Source organism: Kitasatospora sp. NPDC034023 (genome assembly GCF_055575795.1).
This window is the reverse complement of record NZ_JBVIRY010000076.1, coordinates 1-16185: the sequence shown is the minus strand read 5'-3', so window position 1 is coordinate 16185 and position 16185 is coordinate 1. Positions and strand designations below refer to the sequence as shown.

Genomic DNA, 16185 nt, shown 5'->3' with positions numbered 1-16185 from the left:
GGTCCGAGAGCCGGTCACTCGCCGGCGACTTCACCTGTCCAGGCCTTGGCACAACCCACTCAACGAACAGACCACACCAAAGTCACCGGTATTGGGCCTAGTACTCCAGTGTGGTTTTGCGATCTCGTGCCCGAAGCGGGTTGTGGCTGAGTGCGCTTACTGTCACCAAGGGAAGCGGCAGGTGGCGTTACTCGCTCCGGGTGGGCTCGGGCCGGAGTGCGGTGACGAACTGCAGGAGGCGTTCGTTGACCAGCTCGGGACGCTCCAGGTTGAGGCCGTGGCCGGCCCGCTGAACGATCTCGGCCTGAACATTCGGGATCAGCGCGGTGACCCGCTTCAGAGCATGGTGCGGCCGGAGCAGGGCGCTTCGGCGTCCGAGCAGGACGAGGGCGGGCAGCTGGATCGAGCTCAGTTCCTCGTCGGTGAACGGTCGGGCCGCGGGACGGGTGTTCGGCTTATAGGTCCGCATGCCCAGCATCAGCGGAGCGATCATCTGGGGCGGTGAGCTGAGGGCGGGGTTGGCGAGCAGGCGCCCCAGGGCGGGTCGGAACGGGCGCGGGGCGAGCATTCCGAACAGCCCGCCGATCATGTGGGCGTAGAACCGCGCGGGGACCTTCTCGATCCCGCCCGGGTCCAGCGGGGCGATGGACGCGAGGCGCTCGGGTCCGTGAATGCCCTGGTTGAGGGCCAGCCATCCGCCGTAGGAGAGGCCGACCAGGTGGACGCGCTGCAGCCCGAGTCCGGCGAGGACCTCGCCGAGCCAGGCCGCGTTCTCCTCGGGACCGCCCGCGACGGCGCGTTGCACGCTGCGGCCGGGATCGTCGAGGGTGTCGATCGCGTAGACCGGGTGGTTCTCGCCCAGGGCGGCGATCTGCGGGTACCAGTTGGAGGCGTGTCCGGCGTGGCCGTGCAGGAGCACGATCGGCTCGCCGGTCCGGGCCCCGTAGCGGTGGACGTGGACGGTGCCGTAGCCGGTTTCGACGTCCAGTTCTTCGCGCGGGCCCGGCCACAGCTCCATGGCACGGTCGTACGCCTCAAGGAACTTCCCGCGGGCTTCCTCGCTGACGAAACGTCCGACGCTCGTCCTGGTCATGGTCCCTCCCGACACGCGAAACAGCAGGACTTGATGGTATGTTTGTACCATAAAAACGTTCGGAGGGAACCCGATGCCGAAGCTGGTGGACCACGAGGAGCGACGGGCCCAGATCATCGACGCCCTGCTCCGCGCGGCGGCGGACACCGGGCTGCACGCCGTCACCATGCGGTCCGTCGCCATCGAGGCGGGCATCTCGGTGCGGCTCGTGCAGTACTACTTCGACACCAAGGAGCAGCTCCTGCTCGCCGCGATCAACCGCCTGACGGCGCGCATGGGCGAGCGGGTCCGCGACCGGGTGAGGACCGCCGGCTCCTCGCCGGCTCCGCGCGCCATCGTCGAAGCGGTCCTGCTCGAAGCCGTGCCCACCGACGAGGAGAGCCGGATCTTCCACCTCGTCCACACCGCGTACGCGGTGCTCTCCATCACCGATCCCGCCCTCGGCGGCCAGCCGTTCCTCGCGGCACCCAACGAGATGGAAGGGTTCCTGATCAGCCAGCTCGCAGCCGCCCAACAGGCCGGGGACGCCGATCCGCACCTGGACGCCCGTCAGGAGGCCGTCGTCCTCCTGTCCGTCTCTGCCGGCCTCGGCCTGAGCGTCCTGCTCGGCCAGCGCACGGCGGACGACGCGACTGCCGTTCTGCGCTACCACCTCGGTCGACTCTTTCCCGGTTCGTGAGCCTCCACGGGGTTGAGTCAGGCCGCCGACCGACCGCTGGTGCCATGCATGGCAATCACGGGTTGTGTGGACTCCTGAAGATCGCGCGATTGCCGCGGGTCATGGCATGGACGCCGGCCGCCGGCGGGCGATGTTCGACCAGACCATGGCCCGGATCGCGGGCCGGTTCAAGCGGGTGGAGCCGCGGGCCACCGCCCGTGCCTTTGTGCTCGCTCTGCTGTCGGGCGTCGAGCTGAAGAACTGCTGGCGTTTGGCAGAGCAGGCCGGTCATTCCCGCCCCGGGCCGATGCAGCGACTGCTTCTATCCCGGCCCCGACTTCCGCTCGGGCTCTGCGAAACGGGAGGACCGGCGGCTACCATCCCGGTCGAGGCGTGGAGTCCCACGCTGTCGGGGTGGGACGGGGAGTAGGGGGAAGGCGTGCGCAACGCGCCCGGTGTCGTCATCGATGTCTCCAATGTGTGCTGGTCCGGGAAACTCCCCCCGCTGGGACGCCAGCACCCCTTGCTCAAGCGGCTGTTCCTGGTCCGCGACGCCTGGCGGGAGCAGTTCGGTTCGAAGGCCCCGGTGGACCTCGTCGCGGACAACTCTCTGGTGCATTCGCTGCCGCCGGACGACGGCGCGCGGCTGCTCCGGCTGCGGCAGAACCCCCGGAGGGAGGGTTTCGCTGATGTCCGGTTCGTGTCCTACGCCGACCCGGTGTTCCTGCGGCTGGCGCGAGAGCGGGGCCGACACGTGATCAGCTCGGACCTCTTCACCGACCTGCGGCGCAGGGAGCCCTGGGTGGAGCAGCAGCCCGACCGCATCCTCGCCTGGACCACGGGAGCGGATCGGCGGGTGCGCCTGCACCGGAGCGGCATCGTGCCGGCGCCCGGGTACCGGGTGTCCCAGGCGATCGAGTTCAAGGATCTCAAGCACCTTCAGCGCCTTGATCCGGAGCACAGCGACCACAAGCGCGTCCTGCGGAGCCACTGGCGGTGCACGGCACTCGGTTGCGACACCGCGATGAGGTGGCCGGACGGGCTGCTGGGCTGGCCCTCCGTCAGCCGCACTACTGCCCGCGCCGTCTGCACGTGCGGCGCACTGCTGGAGGAGCTCGGGCCGCGCGGCACGACCCGGAGTTTCGTCGTCTCGGACGCGACGGCCCCGGACCTGCCGGGCGGGCTGTCGGCCGGCGAGTTCCTGCGCTTCCCGGTCAGCGTGGGCGACGCGGTGCAACTCGGGCGCGGCACGCTGCGCCACGGCATCAACCTGGGCGCGGAGGAGCTCGACCCGCCGCCCGGCGTCAAGCGGGTCAGCCGGGTCCATCTGCTCATCTCGATGGAGGAGAAGCCGGGCGGCGGCAACCCGCAGGCCTACGCGGTGGACCTCGGCTCGGGCAACGGCACGGTGGTGGTGCGCGGCTCCGGTCCGGCGCGTCGGATCGAGCCGGGCGAGCGGGTGGCGTTCGGCGAGGCCGACCGGCTGGTGCTCGGGGACACCGTGGCGCTGCGCATGTCCGGGAAGCGGTACTTCAACGCGGAGCAGGCCCTGCCGCCGGAACTCGGGGACGGCGGCGGCGGCCGGACCTCCTTGGGCTGAGACGGCCCGGGTCTCACTGCGGCGCGTAGCCGGACAGGACTGTCCCGTCGGCGAAGCCCGCGTACATCAGACCGTCGGACAGGATGGCGGAGGGCTGACCCGCCGAGACGCCCAGGTCGTTGCGACTACCGGGCCAGTCCGGGAACGAGACGGGCCTCGTTACCGCGTTCGCTCCCTGCGTCAGGTCGATGCTCCCGGGAGAGGCGACCGTCAGCTCGACGGCCTTGTCGCCCGCCAGCAGCAGTGCCGTCGTCTTGCTGGTCCGGTCCTCCGGGAGTTGGTGGCTCCAGAGCTTGCGGCCGGTGGCGAGGTCCACGGCCGAGTGGGCGCCGGGGGTCATCCCGTCGGCGACCAGCAGGCCCTTGGCGCCCAGCGCCAGGTGTGGGCCCGCGCCGGTCAGCAGGGTGCGGCCGCCGTCCAGGTGCTGGGCGTCGAATGCCGAGACCTTGCCCTCCCCGGTGTCGGCGCAGACCACCCACTGTCCGTACCCGTGGAGGACGGTACAGACGGCGGCGGTGGAGCCGGTGATGGTGCCGCCCGTGGTCTCCAGCATGACCAGGCGCTGGTCCGACATCGCGTACAGTCGTCCGTCGAGGGCGATCGGCAGGGTACCCGCGGAGTCGAGCGGTGTCGTCCACAGCTCCCGTCCGTCGTCGGTTGCGTTCGCCCGCAACTCGCTGTGGTCCGCCGCGCCGCTGCCGCCGACATGCGGGCTGGTCGGGTCGACGAGGTCGGTGACGAGGGTCTTGCCGACGAGCACCACACCGACGGCGGTCCGGCCGTCCCGGGCAGGCTTCTCCCAGCGGACGGTGTGGTCGCGCAGCCGGATCGCACGGGTGTAGCTGCCGTCGGTGGTGTAGGCGTTGCCGTCGGCCAGGACCGGGGCCCGGACGGTCGCATCGCCGAGCCGGCCCTTCAGCGGCACCTTGGGATCGAGGCTCCAGCGGGTCGTGCCGTTGTCGGCGTCGAGCGCGATCAGCCCGCCGTCGGAGCGCGAGCACACGTACAGGCCCTCGCCCAGGGCGCAGCCGGCGAGGCGGACGCCCAGCTCCTTGTGCCACGGTGCCCAACTCGTCCGGATCGAAGCGGTGTCGAGTGCCGCGCTGCCGAACTCGCCGCTGGCCCCGGCATCTCCGTCGGCCATGGCGGCGGGGAGTGCCTCGGGGCGCGGGGTCGGGCCTGAACTGGCTCCGGTGGGCGCGGGGTTGACGGACGGGGGCGCCCCGGTGTCGGAGGTGTCGGCCGGCCACCGGGGGACGAGAAGCACCCCGAGCACGCTCAGCACCACCCCCAGCACCGCCGCGCCCACCAGTGGGCCCCGGCGTCGGCGTGACGGTGCCCGCGGGGCGGCGGGTACGGGCGTCAGAGGCAGCGCCGCCAGGTGGGCGGCGTCCTGCTCGTAGCGCGCGCACAGCTCCGCGACCGCCGGGGGCCAGCCGCGCGCGGCCGGCTCCGCGCCGAGCAGCGCGGTCAGTTCGGCGAGGTCCGGGCGGTCCTGCGGACGCAGTCGCAGGCACTCGGCGAGGACGCCGCGCAGGCCGGCGGGCACCCGGGACAGGTCGGCCTCGGCCTGGCCGATCCGGTGCAGTACCGCGAGCGCCTGGCCGCCGTCGAAGGGGCCGCGCCCGCAGGAGGCGTATGCGAGCACCGCGGCGAGGCAGAAGACGTCCGAGGCGGGGCCGATCCGGGTCGCGCCGTCGAGGTGCTCGGGCGACATGTAGCCCGGGGTGCCGATCACCTTGCCCATCGAGGTCAGTACGGTGCCGTTCAGGCGCTTCGCGATGCCGAAGTCGATCAGCCGTGGGCCGGCGGAGGACAGCAGCACGTTGCCGGGCTTGATATCCCGGTGCAGCAGGCCTTGGGCGTGGACGGCGCCCAGTTCCCCGGCGAGGTCTGTACCGAGCGCGCGTACGGTCTGCTCGTCCAGCGGACCGGTCGCCTCCACCGCCTCGGCGAGCGTCGGGCCGGGGATGAACTCCGAGGCCAGCCAGCGTGGTTCGGCGCTCGGGTCGCAGCCGAGCAGGGTGCCGGGGAGGGCCGCGGAGACCGCGCGTGCGGAGTCGATCTCGCGACGGAACCGGGCTCGGAGTTCGTCGTCCGGTATCCGCTCCGGGTGCAGGGTCTTGACGGCGACCAGGCTGCCCGGGCCCGCCGCTTCGGGGCTGCGGGCGAGATAGACCTCGCCCATGCCGCCCGCGCCCAGCCGGGCGAGGGTCAGGTACGGTCCGATCAGGCGCCGGCTGTCCGGGGGCAGCGGCTGCAGCACGGCGAACTCCGTTCGTCGGGGCGGGTCATGACATCCCGGTGCGGCCTGGCCAGGGTCACTGTGGGGCCTCGACGGCGTGTACCGCGCCGTCTGCGCCGACGGCGATCAGGATCCCGTCCAGGGCGAGCACCCGGGGGTGTCCGTACTCGGCGAAGGAGGAGAGCGTCGCGTGCGGGCCGGGCGACCCGGCGGGCTTCGCCAGGTCGACCGTGGTGGGTGCCGGTGCCGCGCCGCCCTCCGGGTTCGCCGGGACGATCAGCAGCCGGGCATCGGTCATGGTGACGGCCTTCGTACCGAGCAGGATCGGCCGGGCAGCGGTCGGGTACACCGTGGAGTCTCCGCCGCGCGGCTTGTCGACGGCGAGGCGCCAGCGCTGGGCTCCGGTGGCGGCGTCGATGGCGGACATCGAGCCGTCCGACGCGTTCTGGGCGGTGATCACCGTGCCGTCGGTCGCGGTGATCACCGTCTTCTGGTCGTGGAGTCGCTGGTTGTCCCCGCTGATGTCCTTCGACCCGGCGAAGTCCCTGGCTCCGGCGGTCACCAGCCCGCCGTCGGCGGTCCGGCACAGCACGGTCGTGCCGGTCACGGCCAGTGGGCCGCAGGCGCCCGGCATTGTCGCGATCGGTGCGCCAGTATCCTCGTCGAAGGAGGCGAGCCCGTCGGAGGTGGCGGCGTAGACGGTGTGGCCGTCGCCCGCCACGGGGCCGTATCTGAGGTGGAGCTTGACGGTGGTCGGGCCGTTGCGGCCCAGCGGGCGGCTCCAGGTGGGCTGCCCGCCGTCGAAGGTCGAGGCGTCCAGGGTGAACTCGCAGCCGATCTCCTCGCCTCGGTGGCACAGCGACAGGAGGAGCCGGTCCCCGTCCGCGAGCGGCTCGGTGGCGAGACCTACGTCCTTGCCGAAGGGGGTGGTCGACAGGACGCGCCCGCCGGTGAGGTCCTGGACTCGCAGCGCACCGTCGGCGTCCCGGCTGGCGACGCGGTTGCCGTTGATCGCCGGGTCGTCGCCGTCGTCGGGGATGAGGCGCAGGCCGTTGTTGGTCGTCGGCTGGTCCGGTGCGCCGGGATCCTTCGGGAGGTCCACGCGCCAGCGCTCGTGGCCGGTGGCGGTGTCGAGGGCCTGGAGGCTGCCGTCCACCAGGCGGCATACCAGGGTGCCGGCACCGAGCGAGCAGCCGGTCGGCTGGTCGGTCAGGTAGGCGGCCCAGGGGTGGAATCCGCTCGGCGGCCGGGTCTGCGCCGTGGTGAAGACCGCGTTGTGGCCTGGCCCGCCCTGCTCGGTGACACCCGTGAGCGTCGCGGCAGCCGGGGGTGCCTTGGTGGCGGCCACCGACGGGGTGGGCTGCCCGTCGGCCGGTGACCCGCTGCCGACTCCGAAGTGCAGGACGGCTGCTGTCCCGGCCGCCGCCAGGACGAAGGCGCTCGCAGCGGCGATCACGAGGAGGCTGCGGCGCCTCGCCGGACGGCCGGCCCCGGTGGACGCCGCGGCATTCGTCGGGCGGGGCGGCGGCGCAAGGGCCGCGGCCTGCGCCGAGGCGCTGCTCTCCGCGATCATCCGGGTGATCTCCGCCGGCCAGCCCGTGGCCGGGTCGGGACACTGCAGCGCCTGCGCCAGCTCGGCCGGGGTGGGGCGGTCGGCCGGCTCCCGGAGCAGGCAGGCCGCCACGATCCCGCGCAACTCGACCGGTACGGCGCCCAGTTCGGTCTCGGCACGGGCCGTCCGGTGCAGCAGCACGGCGGGCTCGGCCTCCCCGAACGGGCCCCGCCCGGTGGCGGCGTACACCAGGACCGCACCCAACGAGAACACGTCCGAGGCCGATACGGCCTGCCCGGCGTCCAGGACCTGCTCGGGAGCCATGTACCCGAGCGAGCCCAGCATCGTCCCGCCGGACACGGCCGTCTCCTCATCGGCGGCGCGGGCGATGCCGAAGTCGATGAGCTTGGGGCCGGTGGCGGACAGCAGGACGTTGCCGGGCTTCAGATCGCGGTGCAACAGTCCCTTGCCGTGCACGTCGGACAGCGCCGCCGCCAGCCGGACCCCGATCCCCGCGACTACCGCGACGGGCAGCGGACCGCAACCGGCCACCGCCCGGTCGAGCGTCGGCCCGGCCACGAACTCGCTCGCCAGCCACGGCACTTCGGCATCGGCCGAGCCGCCGAGGAGCCGGGCCACCCAGGGGCTCTCGACCGTGCGCAGCGCCTCGATTTCGTGCCGGAAGCGGTTTCCCACGTCGGGGTTGTCCAGCAGCTCCGGGCGGATCGTCTTCACCGCGGCGAGCGTGCCGTCCTCAGCCCGCCCCAACAGCACCTGGCCCATGCCCCCGGCGCCCAGCCGTCCGACGATGCGGTAGGGCCCGATCCGATCTCCCTGCGCAGCCGCCACCCCGACCCCTCCGTGTCCCCCGACCCCGGCCGCCACGTCGGCGGGCAAGGCGATGATTCCACAGCGTGACGGAAACGCGTCAGGTTTCGCGGACACAGGCGTGGAGTCGACGCGGGCCTCAGCCCTGGCCGAGCCCCCCGGCCTCCTCTCCGTCCGCAAGGACGGCCGCGCGCTCGGCTGGATCGAGCACGGTGCCGGCCGCGTGGGGCCCGGCTGCCTGCGCCTCACTCCCAGCGGCAACCGATCTACGGGGCGGTGTGCCTGCGGCGGCGGTGCGGGCGGCGTGCTGCATCCCGGCCTCGGTCAGGTGCCGGCGGCCGCCGGCGAGATCCTGACGGATCTGCTGCTCCACCGCTGTGAACACCCGGTAGTAGCTGTCGTCGTACGCCTCGACCAGTTGATAGGTCCACATGCCCGGGATGACGTCCCGGCCGAGGATCTCTTGTTCGACCAGGTCAGCCTGTTCTCCGCGCCCGGCCCGGCACAGCATCCGCACCGCCTCGGCGAGCATCCGGTCGGCGCCGCCCGTCATGTGGTGCACCGTGTACAGGTGGCCGCGGGCCCGCTCGGTGTACTCCAGCGCCGTCATCAGCATCCCCAGCGCCTCGATGGTCGCGTCGCCACCCCGGGCGGCCGGCGGTGCGCCTCGTCCGGCTGAGTTTTTCGAGGTGATTGGGCTCCACGCTTCCGGTGGGTTCAGGTACCAGGAGTTTTTCGGCGAGTTCGGGCTCCACCCGTGTGATGGTCTGTGACATGCCGCTTTCGGCGTAATCGGCGGTTGTGGGCCGTCTGGCGGTCACGATGTGCTTGTTGATCACAGTCCTGGTAAGGGAGACCGCTGGTGCACAGGTCTCGTGAGGTGCTGTTCGGGAGGATCCGGTGGGCCGAGCGCGAGCAGGGGCTGTCGGGTCGGGGGCCGGCGGTTCGGTTCAAGGTGTCGCGGCGTACGGTGCGGCTGGCGTTTGAGTCTCCAGTGCCGCCGAAGCGGAAGGCGCCTCCTCCGCGGCCGAGTGTGCTGGAGCCGGTGAAGGTCTTCATCGACGCGATACTGCAAGACCTTCGGCGACGCCCGCGTCTGCGCGGCCATCGCCGACCGGATCACCTTCCGCTGAACCCTTATCCAAACCGGCACGGAGTCCTACCGCTGCCTGGCCATCCAGGAAACCCTTTCCCCGGCCCGAAAATGACGACTCCCCAGCCCCCTGGGCCGGTGGGCCTCAACCGCGGGCGTGGACGGTGCCGTCTGTCACGCGCGGTCTGTGCCATGGTCCTTGCCCTCGCGTCCGCGCTGGCCTGGGTCGTGACCGGTCCGTCCGATGCCGCCCGGGCCGCGACCGCGTGTGCGGCGAGTCTGTGCGTCCTCAACGCGAGTGCCGCAGACGCCCTGTACGTCCACCCCGGCAGCGTCCAGGTCACCGGCAGCATCCTGGTCAACTCGACGAACAGTCAGGCCGCGCTCGTCAGTGGCACCACCTCGGTCATCGCGAACGGGGGCACCATCGGCGGCCCGGCGGCCCCGGCCGGCTTCGCCACCGCGAGCGGCGGCTCGTACAGCCCGGCCCCGGTCAACCAGCCCGCCGGCACCGACCCCTACGCCGCCTTGGCCCAGTGCCCGGCCGCATCGGCCTGTCCTTCGACACCGACCCCGCCGTATCCCTCGGTCAACCACATCTCGGGGAACCAGACGATCAGCCCGGGCGTGTACACCAGCATCTCGTCCCTGTCCGGCACGCTCACCCTCAATCCCGGCACGTACGTCATCACCGGCACCAACGGCATGACGATTTCCGGCGGGAAGGTGAACGGCACGGGGGTGACGATCTACCTCGCCTGCCCCTCCTACCCGACCGCCTGCGCGGCGGGCACCAGCGGTGCGTCCTTCACCGACCAGAGCGGAGGCAAGACCACGCTCAGCGCACCGACCACGGGGGCCTTCACCGGTCTTTCGATCATCGCCGACCGCAACAACACCGCGGGGGTCACGGTTTCGGGAAACGGCACGTGGATCACCGCCGGCGGCGTGATCTATACGGCCGCGGGGAAGCTGACGGCCGCATCCGGAGGCAAGGCCAGCTTCACCCGCGCGGTCGTGGACAGCGTCGAGACCAGTGGCAGCAACAGCTCCCAGATCACCGTCATCCCGACCACGGGCACGTTGTCGATCAGCGTGCCGGCCACGGCGGGCCTGGGCAGCGCGGCGCCCGGTGGCACCATCAGCGGTGCCCTCGGCTCGGTGACCGTCTCGGACGGGCGGGGACTGGCCACCAGCACGTGGACGGCGACGGTGTCCGCCACGAACTTCACCACCGGCGGAGCCTCGTCCGCCGAGACGATCACCACCACGAACGTCTCGTACTGGTCCGGACCCGCGACGAACACGAACGGAACCGTGACGGCTACGCCGGGCCAGAGCGACGCCTCGGCAAAACAGTCGCTCAGCAGTTCGAGAACCGGCTTCACCACCACCGGCAACGGGAACAACTCCACGAGCTGGGCCCCCACGGTGGTGATCGCGGTCCCCGCCGCCGCGGCAGTCGGCACCTACACCGGCACCGTGACCCACTCCGTCGCCTGATGCCGCCATCCGCTGCCGGTGAACGCATTCGGGCCCGCCAGGTTCAGCGGACATCCGCGGTCGTGCGCCACAGGCCGGCTGGGCTACGCGACCGAATGAGTCACCGTCCCGGCGTAGGTGCCGTTCACCGCAGCGGCGGGGATCGCGACGACGAGCGTGGGGTTCCACGTCGCGGAGTTGTTGCCGGTACCCGCAGTGAGGCTGTAGGCGGTGCGGCTGACGTTGAGGCTCTGGGCCTGGGCCGACGTGGCCTGGCCGGGCGTGAAGACGCCCACGCCGGTGGTGGAGCTCGCGGTTCCCGACCAGTAGGAGACCGAGCTGGCCGGGACCGTCTCCGGAGCCGTGCCGCCGCCCGTCTTGAAACTGGTGGAGATCGCGGACGCGGTCCAGGCGGCCGTAAGCAGAGCTCGGGAGTCGGTGACCGTGACATTGCCCAGTTGTCCGCTGACGGAGTTTCCGGGCAGTCCGCTCCCCAGGCCCGCCGGGCCGGCGGGGACCGAGATCGCTAACGAACCACCCGAGACGGAGAACGTGATCGCCGTGTCTCCGGGCGCGGCACCGGCTACTCCGGCGTTGGCGACAACCATCGCGGCTGCGGCGGCTACGGAATATCGGATGCGCATGGGTTTCTCCTTTGTCGTCCAGGCCCGGAACGGCAACCGTCCGGGCGACGCGCACTGCGGCGAGTGGCCGAGCCGGCCATTGGTCCGGGCGTACTGAGCCCGCGTCAACGATCAGACTGAGTCCTCGTCGGCTCCTCCAGCGGGCTGGGCCCGAGACCGCGCGTCTTGTCAGGGAGGCAGCCCCGGGGCCCAAAGTCATAAGATAGTGATGGTGCGTGCAACGCCTCTCGGGACACTCCGCCCCGAGTCACCAGGTCACCCGATGAGTGGCTCCCGGTCTCACCGGAAGACCTGCGGACCCCGAGGCCCGCCACGTCCACAAGACCCGCACCCACCGCCAGGACGGCTACAAGGCCCACCTCGCCGTCGAGCCCGAGACCACGATCTACACCGACGTCGAGCTGACCCCCGGCAACGGGGGCGAGCACCACGAGGCCCAGGTCGCCCTCGACTTGCTCGCCGACGAGCCTGAACCCGGTGGACGCGTTCGGCGAGACCGCCTACTCCACGGGGCCGACCCGCAGGGCCCTGCGGGAAGCAGGGCACCGGCTGTTCCTCAAACCCCGCCCCACTGACGACCGCCGTCCCGGGCGGTTTCAGCCTCGACGACTTTGCCATCGACACCGCGGCCGCCACAGCGACCTGCCCCGCCGGTCACACCGTCGCCTTGTCCGCACCGTCCGGCCGACACATGCAGCGCAAGGCGGTCTTCACCGGCCATTGCACCGGATGCCCCCTACGCGAACGGTGCAGCCGGGCCAAGGCCGGCCGGATCGTCACCATCCGCCCCGACCACGACCTCATGTCCCAAGCCCGCCAGGCGGCGAGCACACCCGACTGGCAAGCTACCTACCGCCGCCGGCGCCCACCCGTGGAACGCGCCGTCGCCTGGCTCGTCGGCCACGGCAACCGGCGCCTGCGCTACCGGGGAACGATCAAGAACAACGCCTGGCTCCACGCCCGCGCCTCAGCCCTCAACCTCCGGACCCTGATCAACCTCGGACTCACCCACAACGGCACCACCTGGCAGGTCGGGGCTGCCGCCTGATGGCGGCAGCCCCGACCACAGCAAGATCTTCATCAGCCTTCTAGGTCTGTTGCGAAGGTGGATCAAGGTTTTCCTTCGGGAAATGCCCGGTCCGTCCAGCCTCGTGACAGCCCGAGAAGGCCTGACCGCAAGGCCTCGCGCTGGTTGGCAACCCAAAGCTCCACCTGGTCGGTGGAGTCCGCGACGGACCGGTCCGTGGTGACAATCAGATGGGTGGACCATCGTCGGTCACCGACGGTCCAGTCGGTCCAGCGGTTCCAGACCATCTCGGACCAGCTGCCGTCGGTGATGACATCCGGCCGGTGCCGGGGGTCCTGGGCGTGCTTGCGATGCCAGTCGGCCCAGCCGAAAAAGGCTTCGACGGCTGGCGTGTCCCACCGGCCCGGATCGCGTTCGGTGAGTCTGCGGCGCCGGATCCCGTCGGACACGTCGACCAGACATACCGCGATTCCCTCCAGCAGCGGTGCCGACGGAACGGCCAAAACCTCACCGAGCGGAGACTGGCCGGTCAGCAGCAAATCGAGTCCGTGCCGCTGGTAGTCCAGTGCACGGCACACCCACATCTCGGTCGTTCGGTTCCGCCAGATCCGGTCCGCGTCGTCCGGAACACCGAGTTCGTCGAAGTCGTGCACGACGATCCCGCCGATCCGTTCACCGATGGCATGGGCGATGGTGGTCTTCCCCGAGCAACTGGAACCCGTCAGTTTGAGCAGCACCCGGCCAGAGTGGCAGGTCACCGGTGGACATTCCATGTGTTTCCCGGCTCCGCACCGTCCTGCTCGCAGCCATTCGTTGGTGACCACGACCAGGACCGTCGCCTCGCAGCGCACGGCGAGCTGCGGTGAGCACGCCTGTGCCATCTCATGACATCGGGTCCTCGCGGTCAGGCTCGGCGGGCGTAGGACGTCAGGCGATCGGCGAGCGCGATGACGAGGTCGCGCAGCTCAGCGGGGCGCTCGATGACGAACGGCCGGTCGAGTGAGGCGAGTACCGGGGGCAACCGGTCGAGCCGCTCCGCCCGCAGCTCGACGCGCAGCCAGCGCTCAGTCGCCGGGCTGATCGGTGAAGGCGAGAGCTTCCAGGAGTGTGTCGAGCCGGCGGGCGATGTGCTTGGGCAGCACTCGCCGGATCTTCGCCGATGCCGTCTCGTTTGCCGTGTGCTCCGTCGTCGTCAACCCTGCTCGGCGGCCGACGACCAGGCCGAGCAGCACGGCCAGTGCCTCGTCGTCGCTGAGCAGGAGCGGAGGCAAGCGGTACCCGGGGGCGAGCCGGTAGCCGCCGTAGCGGCCGCGCGCACCGATTCCACGGGCACGTCGAGGTCGATCAGCTGGTCCACATACCGGCGCACGGTGCGCCCTTCGACGCCGAGCCGGTCGGCGAGTTCGGCCACTGTCCGGGTGCCGCCCGACTGCAGCAGCTCCAGGAGTGTCAGTACGCGGCCGGTGGGGCCAGGCATGTTCGCAGCCTAACGCGAATACAGGACCGATTCTGTCCACTATTTCTCCTAGCCTGCGGCGTGCACGCTTTCAGCACAGCCAAGGAGATTCCCATGGACTTCGTCTCGATCCGCATCATCACCGGCGACGTGGCGCGCCTCGTCGAGTTCTACGAGCGAGCCACAGGGGCGCGGGCGACGTGGGCCACCGAGGACTTCGCCGAACTCAGGACCGCGGGCGCCACCCTCGCGATCGCCGGGACCCGCACCGTCCCGCTGTTCGCCCCGGGCTCTGCCCACCCGGCGGACAACCACAGCGTGATCACCGAGTTCCTCGTCGACGACGTGGACCGCGTTCACCAGAACCTGACCGGCTTCGTCACCGACTTCGTCAACGGGCCCACCACGATGCCCTGGGGCAACCGGTCGCTGCTGTTCCGCGACCCCGACGGCAACCTCGTCAACTTCTTCACCCCCGTCACCCCGGCGGCCATCGAAAAGTTCGCCCGCTGACGCCACGCACAGCCGCTCACGCGGGAGCCCTGAGATCCCAGGGCTCCCGGTGAACGCGGCCGCCGAGTCCAGGAGCGCCACCAGCCGTGGACATCGGAACGCACCGCTGACCCCGAAGGACGTCTGCGCTTGTGTCTTCGGGTCCACGCCGGACGTCCGATCGCGCACGTCGCTGTGGGAGCCGGGATCTCCCGCCGCTGCCTGGCCAAGTGGTACGCCCGCTGGCGCGCGCACGGCGAGAACGGCCTGCTCGACCATCCCTCCCGCCCCGCCACCAGTCCCGCCCGCACCTCCGAGGACATCGCTGACCTGGTGGAGGCGCTGCGGCGGCAGACCAAGCACGGACCAGCCCGGCTCGCCGCCGACCTACAGCGGCTGCACGGCGTCACACTCGCGCCGGCGACCGTTCACCGCGTCCTGGTGAGGCGAGGACTCAACCGGCTCCGGGACCTGGATCCACCGACCGGCGAGCAGCTGCGCGAGGTCATCCGCTACGAGCACGACCGGGTCGGCGACCTGGTCCACGTCGACATCAAGAAGCTCGGACGCATCCCGACCGGCGGCGGCCGGCGGATGCACGGCGTCGGCACCGAGTTCGCCCGCGCCTCCGAACGCACCGGTCCCGGCACCGGCAAGGTCGGATACACGTACCTGCATTCGGCGCTCGACGACCACTCCCGGCTCGCCTACACCGAGGCCCTGGACGATGAGAAGGCCGTCACCGCGGTCGCCTTCTGGCACCGGACCGTTTCCTTCTTTGCCGCCCACAGCATCACACCGATCCGCCGCTGCCTCACCGACAACGGCGCGTGCTACCGGTCTACGACCTGGGCTGACGCCCTCGCCGCGACCGGTACGAAGCACAAGCGGACCAGGCCGTACACGCCGCGCACGAACGGGAAGGATCACGGGACGCTCACACGCGAGTGGGCGAGGACTTCGCGTAACCAAGGTCCCGAGACACCACAGTCGTGTAGGCGATCCCGCAGTGCGTCAGCGACCGGGAGGTGGAGGAACTGGGCCCGCTGGTGCTGCCTGCCCCGACCAAGCGCGAGCAGATGGCCGCCCTGGTCTCCGCCCCCACTGACCCGTGGTGGGAGGGCCGGCCGGTGCCTCCGCGGGGGTCGGAGGCACCGGCCGGCCGGCTTGGGCGATCAGGTGGAGAAGGTCGTCAGCGGCTCCAGGTCGTAGGTGCGGGCGTACTCATTCGAAAAGATCAAGGATCGTCTTGCGGAAGCCTTGCAGACGCAACCACTCGGTTTTCGAATCTGGCGAGCAGTCACCGAACTCGTCCAACTTGCCAGCAAGGAGGACAACCCTGTTCTCGCGAGGAGGGTGAGGAATTGGGTTGAGACCCTTCTTACTGGGCGTTTCAGCCGTAGATGTGGGGGTTGACACCGCTTTTCCCGGTGCCAGGACTGTCTGCGTCTGGTGACGCTTGGGGCTCTGGTGACGGGAGGGCCGCCGATACACAAATGCCCGCCGGAACTGTGCGCTTCCTCCTGCCTCATCCCTGGAAGCCGGACCTGGGAGTGTCTGTCCATCGGAAGTCGCGAGGCCTGGGCAGCGTGGCGATTCCGCAGTATGCCGTCATCATGACGGACCGTCGACCGTATCCGAGCGACCTGTCAGATGCCCGTTGGGCTCTGGTCGAACCAACCCTGACCGCCTGGCGTCGGGCCCGTACCGAACGTGCCCTCGCGTTTGGCCGGCCGCCCGAGCACGAGCTGCGCGACCTCCTCGACGCGATCCTCTACGTCGACCGCACCGGCATCCCCTGGCGCTACCTCCCACACGACTACCCGCCCTGGGAAACCGTCTACACCTACTTTGCCCGCTGGCAGAAGGAGGGAGTGTTCGAGCAACTCAACGGCCTGTTGCGCCGCCTGGTCCGCGCCACAGAAGGCCGCGATCCGGAGCCGACCGCGTGCATCCTCGACTCCCAGAGTGTGAAGACCTCCACGAACGTTCCCGTCGCCGGCCAGGGCGTCGAT

14 protein-coding genes and 3 pseudogenes are annotated in these 16185 nt (G+C 70.8%); 9 read left to right on the top strand and 8 right to left on the bottom strand.

Translation table 11 applies throughout. From position 1 onward, the window contains the following. Window positions 1–187: 187 nt before the first annotated feature. On the bottom strand, window positions 188–1093 hold the full coding sequence (locus tag ACZ52R_RS42540; RefSeq protein WP_465755487.1) for an alpha/beta fold hydrolase: 906 nt from the start codon (window positions 1091–1093) through the stop codon (window positions 188–190). 73 nt (window positions 1094–1166) lie between these two features. Between ACZ52R_RS42540 and ACZ52R_RS42535 the strand changes: the two genes are divergently transcribed. The 3 genes and pseudogenes from ACZ52R_RS42535 to ACZ52R_RS42525 all read left to right on the top strand — a co-directional run bounded on the left by ACZ52R_RS42535 (window position 1167) and on the right by ACZ52R_RS42525 (window position 3351). Beyond that, window positions 1167–1772 carry a TetR/AcrR family transcriptional regulator gene (locus tag ACZ52R_RS42535; RefSeq protein ID WP_465665386.1) on the top strand — a complete coding sequence of 202 codons (606 nt, stop codon included), beginning with the start codon at window positions 1167–1169 and terminating at the stop codon, window positions 1770–1772. A gap of 145 nt (window positions 1773–1917) precedes the next feature. Continuing rightward, window positions 1918–2073 (top strand): annotated as a pseudogene (locus ACZ52R_RS42530) (IS701 family transposase); the annotation flags it as partial. A 117-nt stretch (window positions 2074–2190) separates the two neighbouring features. Continuing rightward, window positions 2191–3351 carry an FHA domain-containing protein gene (locus tag ACZ52R_RS42525; protein ID WP_465624407.1) on the top strand — a complete coding sequence of 387 codons (1161 nt, stop codon included), beginning with the start codon at window positions 2191–2193 and terminating at the stop codon, window positions 3349–3351. Between the two features lie 13 nt (window positions 3352–3364). On the opposite strand, the gene ACZ52R_RS42520 is transcribed toward ACZ52R_RS42525, so the two are convergent. The 3 genes and pseudogenes from ACZ52R_RS42520 to ACZ52R_RS42510 form a co-directional block, all read right to left on the bottom strand. Next, window positions 3365–5617, bottom strand: a complete 2253-nt coding sequence (locus ACZ52R_RS42520; RefSeq protein WP_465624409.1) for a protein kinase domain-containing protein — start codon at window positions 5615–5617, stop codon at window positions 3365–3367. A gap of 55 nt (window positions 5618–5672) precedes the next feature. Beyond that, entirely contained in the window at window positions 5673–7997 is a 2325-nt protein-coding gene (locus ACZ52R_RS42515; RefSeq protein ID WP_465755486.1) for a protein kinase domain-containing protein, read from the bottom strand. A 271-nt stretch (window positions 7998–8268) separates the two neighbouring features. Beyond that, a pseudogene (locus tag ACZ52R_RS42510) lies at window positions 8269–8621 on the bottom strand (hypothetical protein); the annotation flags it as partial. Between the two features lie 400 nt (window positions 8622–9021). Between ACZ52R_RS42510 and ACZ52R_RS42505 the strand changes: the two are divergent. Beyond that, window positions 9022–10572, top strand: coding sequence for an autotransporter outer membrane beta-barrel domain-containing protein (locus tag ACZ52R_RS42505; RefSeq protein WP_465755485.1), 1551 nt, complete (start codon window positions 9022–9024; stop codon window positions 10570–10572). An 83-nt stretch (window positions 10573–10655) separates the two neighbouring features. On the opposite strand, the gene ACZ52R_RS42500 is transcribed toward ACZ52R_RS42505, so the two are convergent. Continuing rightward, window positions 10656–11195: a hypothetical protein gene (locus ACZ52R_RS42500; protein ID WP_465624414.1), complete on the bottom strand. Its 540-nt coding sequence runs from the start codon at window positions 11193–11195 to the stop codon at window positions 10656–10658. A 266-nt stretch (window positions 11196–11461) separates the two neighbouring features. Between ACZ52R_RS42500 and ACZ52R_RS42495 the strand changes: the two genes are divergently transcribed. Further along, window positions 11462–11770, top strand: a complete 309-nt coding sequence (locus ACZ52R_RS42495; protein ID WP_465624415.1) for a transposase — start codon at window positions 11462–11464, stop codon at window positions 11768–11770. After that, complete coding sequence (locus ACZ52R_RS42490; RefSeq protein ID WP_465755489.1) at window positions 11767–12243, top strand: transposase; 477 nt, start codon at window positions 11767–11769, stop codon at window positions 12241–12243. The genes ACZ52R_RS42495 and ACZ52R_RS42490 overlap by 4 nt, the downstream gene beginning before the upstream one ends. A 62-nt stretch (window positions 12244–12305) precedes the next feature. Here ACZ52R_RS42490 and ACZ52R_RS42485 read toward each other — a convergent pair whose 3' ends face one another. The 3 genes and pseudogenes from ACZ52R_RS42485 to ACZ52R_RS42475 all read right to left on the bottom strand — a co-directional run. After that, on the bottom strand, window positions 12306–12959 hold the full coding sequence (locus ACZ52R_RS42485) for a DEAD/DEAH box helicase family protein (RefSeq protein WP_465624417.1): 654 nt from the start codon (window positions 12957–12959) through the stop codon (window positions 12306–12308). 167 nt (window positions 12960–13126) lie between these two features. Further along, window positions 13127–13243 carry a hypothetical protein gene (locus ACZ52R_RS42480; RefSeq protein WP_465624419.1) on the bottom strand — a complete coding sequence of 39 codons (117 nt, stop codon included), beginning with the start codon at window positions 13241–13243 and terminating at the stop codon, window positions 13127–13129. Between the two features lie 46 nt (window positions 13244–13289). Continuing rightward, window positions 13290–13699: pseudogene (locus ACZ52R_RS42475) on the bottom strand (helix-turn-helix transcriptional regulator); the annotation flags it as partial. A 93-nt stretch (window positions 13700–13792) separates the two neighbouring features. Here ACZ52R_RS42475 and ACZ52R_RS42470 point away from each other — a divergent pair. From ACZ52R_RS42470 to ACZ52R_RS42460, 3 genes are all read left to right on the top strand, one after another. Further along, a complete protein-coding gene (locus ACZ52R_RS42470; protein ID WP_465665392.1) occupies window positions 13793–14191 on the top strand; it encodes a VOC family protein in 399 nt (132 codons plus the stop codon). Between the two features lie 129 nt (window positions 14192–14320). Next, window positions 14321–15382 carry an IS481 family transposase gene (locus tag ACZ52R_RS42465; protein ID WP_465665394.1) on the top strand — a complete coding sequence of 354 codons (1062 nt, stop codon included), beginning with the start codon at window positions 14321–14323 and terminating at the stop codon, window positions 15380–15382. A gap of 404 nt (window positions 15383–15786) precedes the next feature. Further along, window positions 15787–16185: transposase (locus tag ACZ52R_RS42460; protein WP_465755488.1), on the top strand; the 399-nt coding region annotated here is incomplete at its 3' end.